This is a genomic window from Polaromonas sp. 39-63-25, from assembly GCF_002278925.1.
GTDB lineage: Bacteria > Pseudomonadota > Gammaproteobacteria > Burkholderiales > Burkholderiaceae_C > Polaromonas.
The window spans coordinates 144,780-162,477 of record NZ_NCJH01000002.1 but is presented as its reverse complement, the minus strand read 5'-3'; the positions used below and the strand labels follow the sequence as shown (position 1 = coordinate 162,477).

Below are 17,698 nucleotides of genomic sequence, written 5' to 3'. Positions count from 1 at the left end.
GGTCAGGGGGCAAGGGCCACACGCTGCGCCTGCCAGCGGGCCGCTGCGTTAAGCTGCCCGCCATGGATTCATTGACGCAAATTGCACTGGGTTCGGCCGTGAGCGTGGCCGTCATGGGCCGGCGCACCGCCGTGTGGAAGGCCGCGCTGTGGGGCGCGGTGGCCGGCACCTTGCCGGACATGGACGCCTTCATCGACCACGGCAACGCCATCCTCAACATGACGCTGCACCGCGCCGAAAGCCATGCGCTGTTCTACCTCACGCTGGCCGCGCCGCCGCTGGCCTGGGGGGTCTCGCGCCTGCACGGCGAGGGCGCGCTGTTCAAGCGCTGGTGGCTGGCGCTCTGGCTGGTGCTCATCACCCACCCCCTGCTCGACGCCATGACGGTGTACGGCACCCAGCTGCTGTTGCCGTTCACCAACTACCCGTTCGGCGTGGGCAGCGTGTTCATCATCGACCCGCTTTACACCGTGCCGCTGATCGTCGGCGTGGTGGCCGCGCTGCGGCTCCAAAGCGCACGCGGCCTGCGCTGGAACGCGGCGGCGCTGGTGCTGAGCACGCTTTACCTGGGCTGGAGCGTGCTGGCGCAGCAGCAGGCGACCGGGGTGGCGCGCAGCTCGCTGCAGGCCGAGGGCATCACCGCCAATGCGCTGCTGGTGACGCCCGCGCCCTTCAACACGCTGCTGTGGCGCCTGGTGGCTACCACCCCCACGCAGTATTTTGAAGGCCACTACTCGCTGCTCGACGTATCACCGCGCATCACCTGGACCGCGCACGACCGCGGCGCCGAGCTGATCACGCTGCACGGTCAGGACCCGCCGGTGGCGCGCATCGCGGCCTTCAGCCACGGGTTTTTCCGCCTGTCGGAAGCGGGCGGGCGCCTGTTTGTCACCGACCTGCGCATGGGCCAGGAGCCGGCCTACACCTTCCACTTCGACCTGGGCACCGCCGCCGCTCGCGCCGCGCAAAGCCATGTACCCACCCTCAAAAGCGCGCGGCCCGACGTGGCGACGGCCCTGCCCTGGCTGTGGCGGCGCATGTGGGGCGAGCCGCTGCCGCCACCGCGGTGAGGGCCGGTGGGTGGGCCGGCCGCCACTACTGTTTTGATAGCTGGTGGCGCAGGTGGTGATTGGGCTGGGGCCCGATTCTGCTCAATAAATCAAGCCGGGCCCGCCCCGGGCTGTCATCCCGGACCTGATCCGGGATCCATGCCGGCGGACCAGCGGTGGCGGGCGCCGCCTTCACCTTCACCTGGAGGTGCAAGCCATCGTCGAGAATGTGCCGTTAGCGAAAACGATCCATGAGCTTGCCACCCTTACCCCTTCCGTTACCCATTGCCCAGTTTTCTGCAGCCTGCGCGGCTTTGCCGCTGGTGTCCATCGACTTGGTGTTGACCAACACCGACGGCCAGCTGTTGCTGGGCCTGCGCAACAACGCGCCGGCCCGCGGCTGGTGGTTCACGCCGGGCGGCCGGATACGGAAAAACGAGCCCCTGGCCCATGCAAAACTGCGCGTTGCGCACGACGAGCTGGGCTTGCCCGCATCAGTGCTCGAACGCGCGACACTGATGGGCACCTGGGACCACTTCTACCCGGACAGCGCCTTTGACCCCAAGGTGTCCACCCATTACGTGAACCTGCCGCTGTGGTTGCAGCTGACGCAGGGCGAGGAAAAACATCTCCAGTTGCCGCAGGGCACCGGCGAACAACATGCCAGGTGGCAGTGGCTCGCGTTGGAACAGGCCGAAACCGACACGGCGGTGCATGAGTATGTTCGTGTTTATGCGAAGTGGGTCTTGCAGCACCGAAGCTGACGCTGTGTTCCGGTCGATGTCCCGGTTCGAGCCGCGCCAGGCCCCCTGTTAAAATTTGCATCGGGTGTCAGCGCATTCGCGCCAGGGCAGGTATGCGTCGGTCGGGCCGCCACGCGGAGTATCTGCGCCCATGCCTTCGACCCCTGAAAATATCCAGGTGATTGCTGCCGCCATTTTTGCGGTGGCCCTGCTGCACACCTTTGCCGCCAAACAGTTCGAGCGGCTGTCCCACCGCTTTCCCCGCCATGCCGGGCTCTTTCACCTGCTTGGCGAGGTCGAGGTCGTCTTCGGTTTCTGGGCCATCGTGCTGGTACTCAGCATGGCGCTGCTGGTGGGCGGCGGCGACGCGCTGGCTTATGCCGAGTCGCGCAACTACACCGAGCCGCTGTTCGTCTTCGTGGTGATGGTCATCGCGGCGTCACGGCCGGTGCTGCGCGCGGTGATGGCCTCGGTCAACACCCTGGCCCATTACATCCCGGTGCCGACGCCGATCGCCACCGCCTGGCTGGGCCTGGCCGCGGTGCCGCTGCTCGGCTCGCTGATCACCGAACCGGCGGCCATGACGATTGCCGCGCTGATGCTGGCGCCGCAGATCTTTCGCACCACCGTGCCCGAAGGCGTGAAGTACTTCGCGCTCGGCGTGCTGTTTGTCAACGTGTCCATCGGCGGCACGCTGACCGCCTACGCGGCCCCGCCCGTGCTCATGGTGGCTGCCGCCTGGCAATGGGACAGCGCCTTCATGGCGGCCAACTTCGGCTGGAAGGCGGCCATTGCGGTGGTGATCAATGCCACCGCCGCCACCTTCGTGATGCGCCGGCACCTGCGCACGCAGCCTGCGCCCAGGGGCGGGGAAGTGCGCATGCCGCTGTCGGTGGTGGCCGTGCACATCGGCCTGCTCGCCGCGGTGGTGCTGATGGCGCATCACCCCGTGGCCTTTCTCGCGATCTTCCTGCTGTTCCTCGGTTTCACCCAGGCCTATGAACGGCACCAGAGCCCGCTGATCATCAAGGAGGCGCTGCTGGTCGGCTTCTTCCTGGCCGGGCTGGTGGTGCTGGGCGGCATGCAGGCCTGGTGGCTGCAGCCCATTGTGGCCAGCCTGCAGCCGCTGGCGCTGTTCATGGGTTCACTCGGCCTGACCGCCATCACCGACAACGCGGCGCTGACCTACCTGGGCTCGCTGATCGCCGGCATCTCCGACGAGTCCAAGTACATGCTGGTGGCCGGCGCGGTGGCAGGCGGCGGCCTCACCGTGATTGCCAACGCGCCCAACCCGGCCGGCGTGGCACTGCTCAAACGCGGCTTCTCCGACGAAACCGTGGGTGCCGGCGGTCTGCTGCTCGGCGCCCTGGGGCCGACAGCGGTGGCTGCGGCGGCTTTTCTGTTTCTGTAGCGGGGCAGGGCGGGTGCTGCCGATTGCTATCTTCTTGATAGCTGATGACGCCCGGCTGGCGAAGGCTCGGGCCCTGTTTTTTTTCATAAAGCCGGGCCGGGGCGGGTTCCGCCCTTGCGCACAGGCAGTGCGCCGGTGCGCTTGACTTTGCAGACCAGCATGGTTAGAACCGCAAGCAGCTGATTTCCCAAAAGCAGAACCGGACACTGCCATGCCAAAAATCACCAATTCAGAGATATGGAAAGTCCCGGGGCCCGCGGGCCCCATCCTGGAGCGCGCCGGCGTCCACCCCTCGCACGGGCTGGCGATACAGTCCGTCGCCAATGACCTTGAGCGCATCGTCATCTCGCGCTGCGCGACGCCGGCCGGCATCCAGCTGCTGGACGAAGGCTACTCGTCCAAGGGGTTCGGCATCAAGGCCAAGAGCTGCGACTGGGGGCCTTTTACCGGCTTCGCGATGGCGCATATCGAGTACTCGAAATTTGCCGACGGCTCCTCGCTCGCGGCCTACAACAAGCAGAAGAACTTTTTCGATCACGCCCGCAGCGACACCGGTTTCCTGGCCACCGACGTTGGCGGCGTCGCTGCCCTGGCGGGGCAGGCCCACTCTTCCATGGCCGAGGCCGACATCCTCAAACTCTCCAAGCCGCGCCTGGAGTACCTCAAGCGCCAGAACGTCATCCAGTTCGAGGCCGTGTACGACGGTGCCCGGATTTACTGCGATTCGCCCTTCGGCCGCCTGATGTTCATCCTGGCTAATCTAAAGACAGGTAGCTCCGCCACCTGGGGCATCCTGCATCGCGACAACTTCAAACGGGCCGCAGGCGTCAATACAACCCTGGCCGACGGCGGACAATGGACATTCGCGCGCGGCATGGCCAACACGGCACCCGGCGGAACACCGCACGACCCGCACCGCCGCTGCTGCACCGGCGACTACGACCTGTGGGGCGTTTTCGCGAAGCGCAATTCCACAGTGGCCAGCACGCGCTCGCTCGCGATGCACGGCATGGACAGGCAGATGCAGGTTTTCTCGGCCGCCGTGCCCGGCGTGTCGCAGGGCATCAAGGACCGTGTCGGCCAGCTCCAGAAGGCGACGATGAAGCAGGCCGTCGCGCGCACCCACCATGTGTACGGCAAGTACACGGAAGACCGTGAAAAAGGAAACATCTCGGCCTTGACCCTGCACACCGCCCGCGAGATGAACCGCCGCATCCGCGCCAACGGCTACAAGGGCGGCGACATGTTCCACCACAACGACGACCTGGGCAACCCCTTCCGCAGCGATGTCGAAGAAGACCTGATCGCCTGGGTGCCCGGCGAGATGTACCCGCACTTCATCGAGTCAACCAAGACGGGGAAGGGCGCCAACGGGCACATCGGGTGGAACGCCTGGGTCAAGCAGTACGAGGCGGATTACGTCGTTTATGACAATGCGGCGATTCACCGGGCGCGGTGAAACCGAGGCGTCTCCTCTTTTTGGAGGAGAGACAACCAACGGATTCTTGATAAAGTGGCGCGGCTGCGTTGGGTACCTGTTTCGCGCCACACGATCTGCAGCTTGCAGCTTCTGGGGCGGAGGCGGCAATTCAAACATCAAAGGTTAACCATGCAAATACCGGAGATAGCGCTTTCTCGCCGCTTCGATTTTTCGATACCTGAGGCTCAGGCTCTTTCGGACCTCACTGGTATATCTCAAGATCTGAAAGCCGTGATACGGATATGCGACAGGGTTATGCGAATCGCGCCAGAGTTGCAAAACCTTATGCAAAGGGAACCGCTTAAATGGATAGAGGAAAGATCTGCGGTCTCGGATCTCGTTGAGGCCGCGGTTGTCCGATATGGGCGAACTATTGGTACAGGCGTTCGCCAAGGAATACCTAGAGAGTGGCTAGAGGAGTTACCGCCTGGAATGAAGATAGCTCATGACCACTTTAAAGCCCTTCGCGATAGATCAATTGCGCATTCAGTTAACCCTTTGGAGGACAACCAAGTGTGGGTTTGGGTTCGTGGTGAAGGTGTAGCGGCTTCGGTTACTCACATTTCGGTTGATCCGGGGCGCTTTATGTTTGGTGATGACGGCGCCAAGGAGTTACGCGATTTGGCCTCTCTTTTGTTGGATCGAACAGATCAGCAAATTAGAGAGGAAGAACGCCGTGTCTTAAAAATTGCGCACGCCAAGCCGGTAGCAGAGATCACAGCGCGTAGCCAAGATGAGCTTCCCATTCCGGCTCTAAAAGTTGCCGCTGCAATCAGGCAAAAATTCAATGGGTAAATCACCTTCAAAGAACTGAGCTGCCATTTTGTCGGTTACAAGTTGACTGCATGAAAAAGCCTCTGTTCCTTTCGAAACAGAGGCTTTCCATTTGGTGCCGGAGAGATGAATCGAACACCCGACCTTCTCATTACGAACGGCTCCTAGACTGTCCTCGCCTCTGAGGTCATAACGCGTAACTCCATCTGTTTGCTGTCATCGAGCAACACTGGAGTTACGAGAATGAGAGTCAAATTTCTTTGGGGTATGGGGGCCTGCCCCCATGTAAGCGAAGCGAAGCTGAACCCGCATGGAGGTGCTGGCGCTGTGACGTTTTCCGTCGCGGGCGCATTGGTCGCACTGGGTTGGCATGTGCCGCGCCTTGAAAGACAAACGGCTGTTCGCCAGGTGCGGGCATGAAGCAGAAGCCGACCATACCTTTACCTGCTGGCCGTGCCCAGCCATACGTGATGGGCATTGCGGACAAGCTGTCGGATGACCCGATGTTGCTCCAGTTGCTCGGGCCACGCTTCAAAGTCATCGTTAATTACGACACTTCCGCCAAGCGTGTGACGTACTCGTTTCGCTCGCCGGAAGACAACGAACCAGACGACGCCGACGCCAAGGCTGTGTGAATTAGCAACACCGCCTTGACGGTGCATGAGCGGTTCGCATAGCATTGGGTTGCAAATAACGGGTATGGCGTCCCGGTCACGAAAACGCTCTGTCGGTTAATTTGTCTCGCGCGGCCTGAGGGCCTGAGACCCGACTATCAAGCACCAATGCGTTTGCGAATCCCTTCAACCGGGTTCGCTGCTGCATTGCATAAGCGAACCCAAGAATCTGGAGTTCGCATGTTTGATTCAACTTCTCATAATTCCGACACTAGGCAAAGCTGCGCCATCGGCGGAGGGGTCCCGCTCTGCGGGGACTCCGCCGATGCGCAGCGCCTGCCCCGTGTAGTAACCACGGGGAGAAAGGTTAATAAGCCGGTAGCTGTGGATGACGAAACCGGTGAACGCGTTGAAATGTTCGCCACAAGTCGGGGCATAGGTATCACCCGACACCTCGATCCGCTGGAGTCAGTTTCAACGCACGTCGCGCTCATCGATGCATTGGCTTTTTCGGTGGTGCCGCCTGACGAAAAATCGTATGTATGGGTGCTGCAGGAGATGGCGCAATTTCTTGACCTCGGCTCTGTCGAACAACGTAAAGGCCTGTTCGGCTTTCAACGCTCGGCACGCTTTGGCGATGGCGCCGGTATGGTTGCTTGGGGTGGGGACAGCCAGCGAGGGCGGGTCTATTTCAGCCTCATGGGCAAGGGCTGCTCAATGCTCCAAGACTGGCCCGGATTTGCGGTATGGCTGGAAGCGCACAAGGCCGTTATCAAACGCGCAGACGTGGCCTATGACGACATGGAGGGCAAGCTCGTCAGCATCGCGTGGGCCGTCGATCAGTACCGGGGAGAAGGCTTCAACGCTGGAGGCCGCAAACCGACCCATACGCTGTTTGGCGACTGGCTGGAGGGGGAAGCGTCCACCAAGGGGCGAACGCTCGGCATAGGCAACCGGAGCAGCGGCAAATATGCGCGCATCTACGAGAAGGGAAAGCAGCTCGGGGAAGCCACCAGCCCATGGACGCGCATCGAGGTCGAATGGCGTGCGCAGGATCGCTACATCCCCTATGACGTGCTCACGCGTCCGGGTCACTATCTGGCGGGCGCTTATCCCTGTCTTGCCTTCCTCACTGAGGAGCAGTCCGTCATCAAGACGATTGCCAAGGGTGGGCAGATCGCCTATGACACCGCAGTCGAAAATGCCAAGCGCCATTGCGGCAAGACCATCAACCTGATGCTTGACGTTCTCGGTGGCGATTTCGCTGGGGTTGTCGAAAGCCTGCGTCGTCCTGGCTATCCTGCACGCATTGACGCTTACAGCTATCACGTCAAGCAAAACCCGACGATGCTTGATCGGGAACTGACGGGGGCGTCATGACCCTCTACAAGCGAGAGAAATACTGGTGGGTCAAGTTCGCGCCGATCAAGGGTGAGCTAAAGCCATTCTTCAAAAGCACCGGCACAGCCGTCAAGCGCGATGCACAGAAGTATCACGACAAGCTCATGGCTGAACGCTGGGAGCAAGACAAGCTCGGCGTGAAGCCGCATTACACATGGGACGAGGCTGCGGCCAAGTTTCTGGAGGAAACCAGCCACAAGCGCACGCATGAATGGGACAAGTCTATGTTGCGCTGGTTTCAGCCCCTTCTAGGGGGGAAAGACTTGATTGACATTAATCGGGCGCTGCTCGATCAGGTCAGGGTGGTCAGGGGGAAGGGTGTCAGCACGGCCACGGTTAATCGTTACATGGCACTGGTGCGAACCATTCTTCGGAAGGCTTGCAACGAGTGGGAGTGGATAGATCGCGCTCCGAAGGTCGGTATGTTCCGGGATGCAGAGGGCCGGATTCGGTCACTGTCTCGCGAAGAGTTCAGTCGCCTGCTGGCCGAACTGCCGCCACACCTTGCGGACATGGCGCAGTTTTCCGTTGCTACAGGGCTGAGGCAGGCCAACGTGACGCGCTTGCAATGGAAGCAGATCAGCCTTGAGCGTCGCCATTTGTGGGTGGCAGGCAACGACCACAAGAACGGTCGGCCGCATTCTGTGCCGTTGAATGAGGTTGCGTTAGATGTGTTGCAGCGGAGGCAGGGCGATCACCCAACCCACGTTTTCACGTATGAAGGCAACTCGATTGTCCAGGTCAATACCAAGGCTTGGCGCAACGCATTGCTGCGGGCAGGGATTCATGATTTTCGCTGGCATGACCTGCGACATACGTTCGCTACTTGGCACCGTGAAGCGGGCACGCCCACACACGAACTGCAACGCTTGGGAGGATGGAAAACGCAATCTATGGTGGAGCGGTACGCGCATGTTGCACCGGAAGGATTGCAAGCTGCAGCTAATAGGTTGGATACGTTGCTCAGTGCGGGAGCCATCCGTGCAAACTAGATCGAATCTGGAGGTACCATCGGTGAAATTCACCAAGGAGGACGACATGTTAAGAGCGGCAAGCAGGCAGAAAATTATCGGGCTATTGGAGAGCACCTATTTTGGTATCGATAACTATTCAGTTGAATTCACGGGAACAGATGACCGGATTGTGTTGATAACGTTTTTGCCAGATCCCAAATTTAGTTTTCAAATCTTAGCGCGTAATGACAGTGCTAACGTCTGGTGTATTGAGGCGCCCGGAAGTAAGTTTCTAACGCCGGAAACTATCGGTATCTCTAGCTTTGAATCTGGGGTCAATCGCTTGATACCTTGGACGGAAAGGATTCGAGAGGAGTTGATTGCTGTGAATCCTTTTGCAAAGGAAATTTCAGAGCTCAAGGCGCATGTAGAAGAACGACTTGCCAACTTAGGAGAGGAGTTGAGTGGTTTTTTTTCGCGAGAAGAAGCGAACTCTTTGAACGAAAAATTGGCGGAATTTTCAGCACGTTTGACCGATATTGCCGAGCGAAATAGTGAGCTTGAAGAAGCGATGAATGTCCTGAAAAAGACTGTTAGTGATCTCCAGGAAGCCGCATCAACGATCAATCGAGGTACTTGGTATCGGATGGCCGGGGGGCGCTTACTTACCGGTCTAAAGGTGTTGGGGAAATCAAAGGAAGCGAGAGAGTTTGCCCTTGAGGCCGCTAAGAAATTTCTTCTTGAGGGTCCAAAGTAGCTTGTCTCGGCTAACCCTAGTACGCATAATGGTCGTTGAGTTACGCGTTAGTTACATGAAAAAGCCCCTAACCATGACAGCTAGGGGCGTTTCATTTGGTGCCGGAGAGATGAATCGAACACCCGACCTTCTCATTACGAATGAGCTGCTCTACCGACTGAGCTACACCGGCGAATTTTGGAAGCGCTGAATAAATCCCCTGCGGCGCGCAATCAGCCGGACTTGGGCGGGCTGCTGCGTTGAACTTCTTGCCAATAGCCGGCTATTGGCTGCGAAATCCGCCTTGCATCCCATCCCAATCCGCCTGCCGCGCATCCACCAGGACTTATTCAGCGCTTCCTGAATTACAGCCTGCGATTATAGCCCGGCAGAATTCACCGGGCTGATCGCTGGTGCGTCGTCCAGCAAACTGGCGTGGCGAATCCGGGCCGCCGGTCGGCATGCCTGCAGCACGCGCGTCGCGCAGGCTGCCGTGGCCTGCATACGCCTGGACTTTGGTCTTCCCGCACGGCGTCTTTCGTGCCCGGAATTCAGAAGATCATGCATGCCGTCACCTGGCCGGCCTCATGAACCGCCGTGACTTCCCCAAGCCCGCGGTTACGTCTGGTCGCATCAGCGGGTTATTCCCGGTATCACCCCGGGCGCTGTTGGTTATGCTGTTACATCAATGAGGTGAGGCGGGCTTGTTTCTTGCTAACGTGGTTCACGAAGCCAATCTTTCCTTAATTCCATTCAGCAATCCTTCAGGAGAATTCCAGATGCCCGTCAACTCCGCTGTCCGACCGAGCATGCGTCGCGGGGTGATGACCGCCGCAATGGCCGCCATCACCGTATTGTCGAGTGGAGCTTATGCCCGCGACCTCGTTGTGGCGCTCAAGACCGAGCCGACCTCCATGGACCCGCAGTACCACGCCCTCACGCCCAACATCCAGCTTTCGCAAACGCTGTTCGACGGCCTGGTGTGTGCCGATGCTGATCTGGCCATCAAGCCCTGCCTGGCGGAGTCGTGGACGGCCAGTGGCAAGAGCTGGACTTTCAAGTTGCGGCCCAATGTGAAATTCTCGGATGGTTCGCCGCTCACCGCTGCAGACGTGGTCTTCACGCTGGACCGTGTGGCCAAGGTGCCCAACAGCCCTTCGTCATTCAAGGTGTACCTGCAAAAGGTGGAGAAGGTGGAGGCGGTCGATCCGCTCACGGTGCGCATCACCACGTCCGAGCCTTACCCGTTGCTGGCGATCAATATGGTGGGTCTGCCCATCATGTCGGCCAAGGCGGTGGCCGGCCCGGCGGCTGAAGGCAAGACCACCACCGAGCTGAATTCCGGCAGCGGTCTGGTGGGCGCAGGCCCCTACCGTTTTGTCTCCTGGAAGCGCGGCAGCGAAATCATCTTCGAGCGCAACCCGCATTACTGGGGCCCGGCCCCCGCCTGGGACAAGGTTATTTACCGGCCCATCAGCAACCCCGCCGCGCGCGTGGCGGCCTTGCTGGCCGGCGACGTGGACCTGGTCGAAGACCCGCCCACCGACGACCTTGAGCGCCTGCAAAAAGACCCCAAACTGACGGTGGAAACCAAGGCGTCCAACCGTGTGATCTACGTGGCGCTCGACCAGAACGGCGACAAGACGCCGGGTATCGAAGGGACCAACGGCAAGAACCCGCTGCTCGACAAGCGCGTGCGCGAAGCCCTGTCGCTGGCCATTGACCGGCAGGCCCTGGTGGCCCGCATCATGGGTGGCGTGGGCACGCCGGCCGCCCAGCTTCTGCCTTACCCGATGTTTGGCGCCAGCAAGAACCTGGTGACGCCGGCCAAGGTCAATACCGACAAGGCCAAGGCCCTGCTGAAGGACGCTGGCTACCCCGGTGGCTTCACCATGGTGCTGGGCTCGCCGAACGGCCGCTACATCAACGACAGCAAGGTTGCGCAGACGCTGGCCTCCATGTGGACGCGCGTGGGTGTCAAGACCACCATCGATTCCAACGCTCCCGCCGTGTTCTTCAAGAACCGCGATGCCTATTCCTACAGCGCCTACATGGCAGGCTGGGGCACGTCCACGGGTGAAATGTCCAACACGCTCAACTCCCTGCTGGTCACCCCCAACAAGGAAAAAGGGCAGGGCACCACCAACCGCAGCCGCTACTCCAACCCTGAAATGGACAAGCTGGTCGCCGAGTCGGCCAACCAGATGGACGATGCCCAGCGCGCCGCCACCCTGGCCAAGGCCAGTGAGGTTGCCATGGCCGACTTCGCCATGCTGCCCATTCACTTCGAGCATTCGGTGTGGGCCATGAAAAAGGGCATCAGCTTCAAGGGGCGTGCTGACCAGCAGACCATGGTGCAGTACGCCACCGTCGTCAAGTAAGCCCCGGTTACCCCGCAACCCGCAAGCCCGCCGCCCCGGTGGCGGGCCATTCAATCCATGCTTGCTTTCATCATTCGCCGCCTGCTTCAGGCCCTGCTGGTCATGGCCGTGATGTCGGGCCTGGTTTTCGTCGGGCTTTATGTGGTGGGCGACCCGGTCTCCATGATGGCCAGCCCCGAAGCGACGGAGCTGGAGCGCGACGCCATCCGGGCCAACTTCGGCCTCGACAAACCCTTGCTGGAACAATACGCCATCTTCATGTCGCACGCCGTGCGGTTTGACTTTGGCAAGAGCTTCCTCACGGGGCAGTCGGCCATGGGCCTCATTCTGGAGCGCATGCCGGCCACACTGGAGCTGGCGGTGGTGGCGATGACGCTGGCCGGACTGGTGGGTGTGCCCCTGGGCATCTGGGCCGGCTTGCGGCCTGACGCACTGAGCACGCGCGGCATCATGACCGGCTCGGTGCTGGGTTTTTCGCTGCCCAACTTCTGGGTGGGCCTGATGCTGATCATGGTGTTTGCCGTGTACCTGGGCTGGGTGCCGGCCAGCGGCCGCGGCAAGACGGTCATGCTGGGCCCGCTCGACCTCAGCGTGCTGACGCTCGATGGCTGGAGTCGCCTCATCCTGCCGGCCTGCACCATCGCCATGGCCAAGGCGGCGCTGATCATCCGCGTCACCCGGGCCGCCACGCGCGAGGCGCTGCCCATGGACTACATCAAGTTTGCCCGTGCCAAGGGCCTGACCTGGAGCCGCATCCTGCGCGTGCACCTGCTCAAGAACATCATGATCCCCATCGTCACGGTGTTCGGGCTGGAGTTTGGCCAGGTGGTGGCGTTTGCGGTGGTGACCGAAACCATCTTTGCCTGGCCGGGCATGGGCAAGCTGCTGCTGGATTCCATCATCACGCTGGACCGGCCGGTGGTGGTGGCCTACCTGATCCTTATCGTCTTCTTTCTGGTCATGCTGAACCTGGTGACCGACATCCTTTATTCGGTGCTCGACCCGCGCGTGCGCCTGCAGGCAGCCAAGGCATGACTACCCTGACGCCCCCCACGGTGGTGATTGATCCCACGCCCCTACCGCCCCCTGAAACGCCGTGGCAGCGTCTGCGCCGCGAGTTTTTTGCCAACAAGCTCGCGGTGGCCGGCCTGGCTCTCCTGCTGCTTGCCATGGGGGTGGCCGTGTTCGCCCCGTGGATATCGCCGCAGAACCCGTACGACATCGGCAAGCTCGACATTTTTGATTCCAAGCTGCCACCGGGCAGCAAGGACGCCGCTGGCACCATGACTTACTGGCTGGGCACCGACAGCCAAGCGCGCGATCTGCTCTCGGCCATCTTCTACGGCCTGCGCACCAGCCTGATGGTGGGCGGCATCTCGGTGGCTGCGGCGCTGGTCATTGGCAGCATCGTGGGGCTGGCGGCTGCATATTTTGGCGGCTGGGTGGATGCGCTGCTGATGCGCATCGTCGACATCCAGCTTTCCTTCCCCTCCATCCTGGTGGCGCTGATCCTGCTGGCCATCCTGGGCAAGGGGGTGGACAAGGTCATCCTCGCGCTGGTCATTGTGCAATGGGCCTACTTTGCACGCGCCGCACGTGGCGCGGCGCTGGTGGAGCGCGCCAAGGAGTATGTGGAGGCTGCGCAATGCATGGCGCTGGGTTCTCCGCGAATCCTGCTGCGCCACATGCTGCCCAACTGCCTGCCGCCGCTGATCGTGATCGCCACCATCGACCTGGCTCACGCCATTGCGCTGGAATCCACGCTGTCGTTTCTGGGCGTGGGTGTGCCGGTGACCGAGCCTTCGCTGGGCATGCTGATTGCCAACGGCTTTGAGTTCATGCTCAGCGGCCACTACTGGATTTCGTTCTTCCCGGGCATAGCACTGGCCCTGGCCATCGTCGGCATCAACCTGGTGGGCGACCACCTGCGCGACATCCTCAACCCGCATAACGCACATTGAGCGCGCAGCCAATCATGGACGGTTCACACAGCACACCGGTCTTGCAGATCAGCGGCCTGCAAACCCATTTTTTCACGCATGGCGGCGTGGTCAAGGCCGTGGACGGGGTTAATCTGCAGGTCAACGCCGGCGAAATTCTCGGGCTGGTCGGCGAGTCCGGCTCAGGCAAGAGCATCACCGGTTTTTCAATCATTGGCCTGATTGACCCGCCGGGCCGCATCGCGGGCGGGCACATCCGCTACCTGGGTGAAGAGCTGGTGGGCGCCTCCGAAAAACGCCTGCAGCAGCTGCGCGGCAAGGAGATCGCCATGATTTTCCAGGACCCGATGATGACGCTTAACCCGGTGTTGCGGGTGGACACCCAGATGGTCGAGGCCATTCACGCGCATGAGAAAGTCAGCCCGGCCGCCGCCCGCGCGCGCGCTCAGGATGCGCTGGCGATGGTGGGCATCCCGTCGCCCGCCGAACGCCTGTTGTCCTACCCGCACCAGTTGTCGGGCGGCATGCGCCAGCGGGTGGCCATTGCGATTGCGCTGCTCAACCAGCCCAAGCTCATCATTGCCGACGAGCCCACCACCGCGCTCGACGTCACCATTCAGGCGCAGATCCTGTATGAGGTGCAAAAGCTCTGCCGCGAAACCGGCACGGCCATGATCTGGATCACCCACGATCTGGCGGTGGTGTCCGGTCTGGCGGACCGCATTGCCGTGATGTATGCCGGCCGGATTGTGGAGAGCGGCGCCACGGCAGACGTGGTGCACCGCCCCTCGCACCCCTACACGCAAGGGCTGATCAACTCCATTCCCACGCGCGCCACGCACGGCAGCCTGCTGCGGCAGATTCCGGGCATGACGCCGTCGCTGCTGCAACTGCCGCAAGGCTGTGCTTTCAGGCCGCGTTGCGGCTACGCCACCGACCAGTGCCTGACCGTGCCGCAGCCCACCGAGGTTGCGCATCACAAGACCGTCCGCTGCTGGCACGCGCTTGCCTGAATGGCCTGAACGCCACCTGAATGACCCGTATGGACGCCCTCTTGACCCCCACCCCGCCAGCCGGAACGCCACTGCTGCAACTGCGCGGTATCAGCAAACGTTTTGTCCAGCCCGTTGATCTGGCGGGCAAGATCGCCAACCTGCTGGGCGCCCACAATGCCCCCGCTGTGGTGCAGGCCGTGTCAGAGGTGGACCTGGACATCCATGCCGGCGAAGTGATTGGTGTGGTGGGCGAGTCGGGCTGCGGCAAGTCCACGCTGGGCCGCGTCGTTGCAGGCATCAACCCGCCTTCGGCCGGCGAGGTCAGCTACCAGGGCAGGAAGCTGGCCGACATGACCGCCGCCGAGCGCCGAGCCTACGGCCTGGGCGTGCAGATGATTTTCCAGAACCCCATGGCCTCGCTCAATCCGCGCATGCGTGTACTCGACATCATTGGCGAGGCGCCTGTGGTGCACGGCCTGGTGCCCGCGTCCGGCATGGCCGACTACGTGGCGGGTCTGATGCGGCAGGTGGGGCTGGACCCCGACTACGGCCAGCGCTACCCCCACCAGTTCTCGGGCGGCCAGCGCCAGCGCATCGGCATTGCGCGCGCGCTGGCGCTCAAGCCGCAGCTCATCGTGTGCGACGAAGCCGTGGCCGCGCTGGACGTTTCCATCCAGGCGCAGGTGCTCAATCTGTTTCTGGAGTTGCGCCGCAGTTTTGATCTGACCTATCTGTTCATCAGCCACAACCTGGGCGTGGTGGGCCATGTGTCGGACCGCGTGGTCATCATGTACCTTGGCCGCGTGGTCGAGATCGCGCCCACCGAGGTGATTTTCAGCCGCCCCAACCACCCCTATACGCAAGCCCTGCTGTCGGAGCTGCCTACGCTGGACACCCAGCGGCGCGACTACCAGCCCATCAAGGGCGAGCTGCCTTCACCGTTGCGGCCGCCCACGGGCTGCGCCTTTCACCCGCGCTGTCCGCACGCCATGCCGCGCTGCCAGATCGAACTGCCCCCGCTGCGCACCCTGGCCACCGGCCACCTCAGCGCCTGCCATCTCAACGACGCGGCGCCTGCCGTGTCCAGCCTGACCTCATGACCCATCCTGTTCTGCCCCGCGTCCTCACCCCGTTTGACCCCTACACTCTGCGCCTGCCCGAAGCCGGCGTCGTGCCACTGATCTGCGATTCACCGCACAGCGGCACGCTGTACCCCGACGACTTCGGCTACGCCTTGCCGTTTGAAATACTGCGCAAGGGTGAAGACACCGATGTGCATGTGTTGTGGGAGGCGCTGCCGTCGGTCGGTGCTACGCTGCTGGCCGCGAACTTTCCGCGTGCCTATGTGGACCCCAACCGCGACGTCGAAGACCTGGACGCCACCCTGCTCGACGCGCCCTGGCCCACCCCCCTGGCCCCCAGCGAAAAAACCCGTCTGGGCATTGGCCTGATCTGGCGCGACGCGAGCAAGGGCGGGCAAGACCCCATCTACGCGCGCAAGCTCAGCGTCGCCGAGGTGCAAAACCGCATCAGCCGCTACCACGCGCCCTACCACGCGGCCATGCAGGCGCAGATTGAAGCGGCCTATGCGCGCTTTGGCGCTGTCTGGCACCTCAACCTGCATTCAATGCCTGCCAACTCGTACGAGAGCCTGCAGATCCAGAGCGACCACCCGCTGGCCGACGTGGTGCTGGGCGACCGTGACGGCACCACCGCCGCCCCCGAATTCACCGCCATGGTGGCCAGCGCATTCCGCCAGCGCGGTTTCAGCGTCGCCATCAACGACCCGTTCAAGGGCGTGGCGCTGATCGCCCGACTGGGCCGGCCGGCCGAGCGCCGCCACAGCCTGCAGGTCGAACTGCACCGCGGCCTCTACATGGACGAAAAGACCCGAGCCCGCAGCGTGGACTTTGTCACCCTGCAAAGCGCACTGGCGGGCATTTCTGCTGAAATTGCCGCTTACGTCCAAGCCCAGATCCCTTCCTGACCAGAGAACCCCGCCATGAGCCTGATCGCCGAAATCGAAGCCACCCACGACGAATTCACCGCGCTGCGCCGCGACATCCACGCGCATCCCGAGCTGGCCTTCCAGGAAAACCGCACGTCCGACGTCGTGGCTGAGCGGCTCGCGTCCTGGGGCATCGAGGTGCATCGCGGGCTGGGCCAGACCGGCGTGGTGGGGGTGCTGAAAGGCTCCCAAACCAAAGCCGGCAGCAAGCCGCGATCCATTGGCCTGCGCGCCGACATGGACGCGCTGCCCATGCCCGAGCACAACCGTTTTGCCCATGCTTCCAAAAACCCCGGCCGCATGCACGGCTGCGGTCACGACGGCCACACCGCCATGCTGCTGGGCGCCGCCAAGTACCTGGCCGCGCACCGCGACTTTGACGGCATCGTCAACTTCATCTTTCAGCCGGCAGAGGAGGGTGGCAATGCCGGCGCCAAGGCCATGATGGCCGATGGCCTGTTTGACAAGTTTCCTTGCGACGAGATTTACGGTATCCACAACATGCCGGGCTTTGACGTCGGCCATTTCGGTTTCCGCAAGGGACCGACCATGGCGTCGAGCAACCGCTTTGACATTTTTGTGCGCGGCACCGGCGGCCACGCTGCGCAGCCGCACAAGTCGGTGGACACCATCGTCATCGCGGCTGAAATGGTGGGCGTGCTGCAGACGCTCATCTCGCGCCACAAGAACCCGATTGACATTGCGGTGCTCAGCATCACGCAGATTCACGCGGGCGATGCGTACAACGTGCTGCCCGGCGAGACCGTGATCCGCGGCACCGTGCGGACCTTCAGTACCCAGGTGCTGGACGACATCGAGTCCAACATGCGCCGTGTGGCCGAGATGCTGCCCCAGGTGCATGGCGGCAGCGGCGAGCTCAAGTTCCACCGCGCTTACCCGCCGCTCGTCAACTGGGACGAGCAGACCGACTTTGCCATGAAGGTGGCGCAAGACGCGTTCGGCGCTGACCATGTTGACGGCCACACGCCCCAGCACGGCGGCGCCGAGGACTTCTCTTTCTATCTGGAGAAAGTGCCGGGCTGCTACCTGTTCCTGGGCAATGGCGAAGGCGCGCACCGCGACGAAAAGTACATCGGCATGGGCCCCTGCGAACTGCACAACCCCAACTATGACTTCAACGACGCGTTGCTGCCGATCGGGTCGAGTTATTGGGTGAAGCTGGTGGGCGCGTTTTTCGCCCGATAGGACGTTT

At 62.1% G+C, this 17,698-nt stretch carries 16 protein-coding genes and 1 tRNA gene; 16 read left to right on the top strand and 1 reads right to left on the bottom strand.

Annotation, left to right across the window (positions count from 1 at the left end; translation table 11 throughout):
• Window positions 1-62: 62 nt before the first annotated feature.
• The 9 genes from B7X65_RS03445 to B7X65_RS03405 all read left to right on the top strand — a co-directional run bounded on the left by B7X65_RS03445 (window position 63) and on the right by B7X65_RS03405 (window position 9,182).
• The gene (locus B7X65_RS03445; RefSeq protein ID WP_293592721.1) at window positions 63-1,070 is read left to right on the top strand and encodes a metal-dependent hydrolase; all 1,008 of its coding nucleotides are present in this window, start codon (window positions 63-65) and stop codon (window positions 1,068-1,070) included.
• Window positions 1,071-1,300: 230 nt separating this feature from the next.
• Window positions 1,301-1,813 (top strand): NUDIX domain-containing protein, encoded by a 513-nt coding sequence (locus B7X65_RS03440; RefSeq protein WP_293592720.1) that lies wholly within the window; start codon window positions 1,301-1,303, stop codon window positions 1,811-1,813.
• 130 nt (window positions 1,814-1,943) lie between these two features.
• The gene (locus tag B7X65_RS03435) at window positions 1,944-3,203 is read left to right on the top strand and encodes a putative Na+/H+ antiporter (protein WP_293592719.1); all 1,260 of its coding nucleotides are present in this window, start codon (window positions 1,944-1,946) and stop codon (window positions 3,201-3,203) included.
• Window positions 3,204-3,414: 211 nt separating this feature from the next.
• The gene (locus tag B7X65_RS03430) at window positions 3,415-4,662 is read left to right on the top strand and encodes an anthrax toxin-like adenylyl cyclase domain-containing protein (protein WP_293592718.1); all 1,248 of its coding nucleotides are present in this window, start codon (window positions 3,415-3,417) and stop codon (window positions 4,660-4,662) included.
• A gap of 150 nt (window positions 4,663-4,812) precedes the next feature.
• Window positions 4,813-5,478: a hypothetical protein gene (locus tag B7X65_RS03425; RefSeq protein ID WP_293592717.1), complete on the top strand. Its 666-nt coding sequence runs from the start codon at window positions 4,813-4,815 to the stop codon at window positions 5,476-5,478.
• A gap of 395 nt (window positions 5,479-5,873) precedes the next feature.
• Window positions 5,874-6,092 carry a hypothetical protein gene (locus tag B7X65_RS03420; protein WP_293592716.1) on the top strand — a complete coding sequence of 73 codons (219 nt, stop codon included), beginning with the start codon at window positions 5,874-5,876 and terminating at the stop codon, window positions 6,090-6,092.
• 219 nt (window positions 6,093-6,311) lie between these two features.
• Window positions 6,312-7,451 (top strand): replication initiation factor domain-containing protein, encoded by a 1,140-nt coding sequence (locus tag B7X65_RS03415; protein ID WP_293592715.1) that lies wholly within the window; start codon window positions 6,312-6,314, stop codon window positions 7,449-7,451.
• Window positions 7,448-8,464: a site-specific integrase gene (locus tag B7X65_RS03410; protein ID WP_293592714.1), complete on the top strand. Its 1,017-nt coding sequence runs from the start codon at window positions 7,448-7,450 to the stop codon at window positions 8,462-8,464. The genes B7X65_RS03415 and B7X65_RS03410 overlap by 4 nt, the downstream gene beginning before the upstream one ends.
• Before the next feature lie 22 nt (window positions 8,465-8,486).
• A complete protein-coding gene (locus B7X65_RS03405) occupies window positions 8,487-9,182 on the top strand; it encodes a hypothetical protein (protein ID WP_293592713.1) in 696 nt (231 codons plus the stop codon).
• Between the two features lie 96 nt (window positions 9,183-9,278).
• Here the strand turns inward: B7X65_RS03405 and B7X65_RS03400 are convergent.
• Window positions 9,279-9,354: transfer RNA gene (locus B7X65_RS03400), tRNA-Thr, on the bottom strand.
• 616 nt (window positions 9,355-9,970) lie between these two features.
• Here B7X65_RS03400 and B7X65_RS03395 point away from each other — a divergent pair.
• From B7X65_RS03395 to B7X65_RS03365, 7 genes are read left to right on the top strand one after another with little or no spacing between them, the layout of a single operon-like run.
• Complete coding sequence (locus tag B7X65_RS03395; protein ID WP_349769855.1) at window positions 9,971-11,542, top strand: ABC transporter substrate-binding protein; 1,572 nt, start codon at window positions 9,971-9,973, stop codon at window positions 11,540-11,542.
• Between the two features lie 57 nt (window positions 11,543-11,599).
• A complete protein-coding gene (locus tag B7X65_RS03390) occupies window positions 11,600-12,577 on the top strand; it encodes an ABC transporter permease (RefSeq protein ID WP_293592711.1) in 978 nt (325 codons plus the stop codon).
• Window positions 12,574-13,503 (top strand): ABC transporter permease, encoded by a 930-nt coding sequence (locus B7X65_RS03385; RefSeq protein WP_293592709.1) that lies wholly within the window; start codon window positions 12,574-12,576, stop codon window positions 13,501-13,503. Before B7X65_RS03390 ends, B7X65_RS03385 begins: the two co-directional genes overlap by 4 nt.
• A 14-nt stretch (window positions 13,504-13,517) precedes the next feature.
• Complete coding sequence (locus tag B7X65_RS03380; RefSeq protein ID WP_293592707.1) at window positions 13,518-14,495, top strand: ABC transporter ATP-binding protein; 978 nt, start codon at window positions 13,518-13,520, stop codon at window positions 14,493-14,495.
• Between the two features lie 29 nt (window positions 14,496-14,524).
• On the top strand, window positions 14,525-15,577 hold the full coding sequence (locus B7X65_RS03375) for an oligopeptide/dipeptide ABC transporter ATP-binding protein (protein WP_293592705.1): 1,053 nt from the start codon (window positions 14,525-14,527) through the stop codon (window positions 15,575-15,577).
• Complete coding sequence (locus tag B7X65_RS03370; protein ID WP_293592703.1) at window positions 15,574-16,464, top strand: N-formylglutamate amidohydrolase; 891 nt, start codon at window positions 15,574-15,576, stop codon at window positions 16,462-16,464. Before B7X65_RS03375 ends, B7X65_RS03370 begins: the two co-directional genes overlap by 4 nt.
• Before the next feature lie 15 nt (window positions 16,465-16,479).
• Window positions 16,480-17,691, top strand: coding sequence for a M20 aminoacylase family protein (locus tag B7X65_RS03365; protein ID WP_293592701.1), 1,212 nt, complete (start codon window positions 16,480-16,482; stop codon window positions 17,689-17,691).
• Window positions 17,692-17,698: the final 7 nt, after the last annotated feature.

Coding starts and splice junctions, on each gene's coding strand:
- B7X65_RS03385 (WP_293592709.1), top strand. CDS start 12,574: ATGACTACCCTGACGCCCCCCACGGTGGTGATTGATCCCACGCCCCTA.
- B7X65_RS03370 (WP_293592703.1), top strand. CDS start 15,574: ATGACCCATCCTGTTCTGCCCCGCGTCCTCACCCCGTTTGACCCCTAC.
- B7X65_RS03420 (WP_293592716.1), top strand. CDS start 5,874: ATGAAGCAGAAGCCGACCATACCTTTACCTGCTGGCCGTGCCCAGCCA.
- B7X65_RS03395 (WP_349769855.1), top strand. CDS start 9,971: ATGCGTCGCGGGGTGATGACCGCCGCAATGGCCGCCATCACCGTATTG.
- B7X65_RS03440 (WP_293592720.1), top strand. CDS start 1,301: ATGAGCTTGCCACCCTTACCCCTTCCGTTACCCATTGCCCAGTTTTCT.
- B7X65_RS03375 (WP_293592705.1), top strand. CDS start 14,525: ATGGACGCCCTCTTGACCCCCACCCCGCCAGCCGGAACGCCACTGCTG.
- B7X65_RS03425 (WP_293592717.1), top strand. CDS start 4,813: ATGCAAATACCGGAGATAGCGCTTTCTCGCCGCTTCGATTTTTCGATA.
- B7X65_RS03380 (WP_293592707.1), top strand. CDS start 13,518: ATGGACGGTTCACACAGCACACCGGTCTTGCAGATCAGCGGCCTGCAA.
- B7X65_RS03390 (WP_293592711.1), top strand. CDS start 11,600: ATGCTTGCTTTCATCATTCGCCGCCTGCTTCAGGCCCTGCTGGTCATG.
- B7X65_RS03410 (WP_293592714.1), top strand. CDS start 7,448: ATGACCCTCTACAAGCGAGAGAAATACTGGTGGGTCAAGTTCGCGCCG.
- B7X65_RS03435 (WP_293592719.1), top strand. CDS start 1,944: ATGCCTTCGACCCCTGAAAATATCCAGGTGATTGCTGCCGCCATTTTT.
- B7X65_RS03445 (WP_293592721.1), top strand. CDS start 63: ATGGATTCATTGACGCAAATTGCACTGGGTTCGGCCGTGAGCGTGGCC.
- B7X65_RS03365 (WP_293592701.1), top strand. CDS start 16,480: ATGAGCCTGATCGCCGAAATCGAAGCCACCCACGACGAATTCACCGCG.
- B7X65_RS03415 (WP_293592715.1), top strand. CDS start 6,312: ATGTTTGATTCAACTTCTCATAATTCCGACACTAGGCAAAGCTGCGCC.
- B7X65_RS03430 (WP_293592718.1), top strand. CDS start 3,415: ATGCCAAAAATCACCAATTCAGAGATATGGAAAGTCCCGGGGCCCGCG.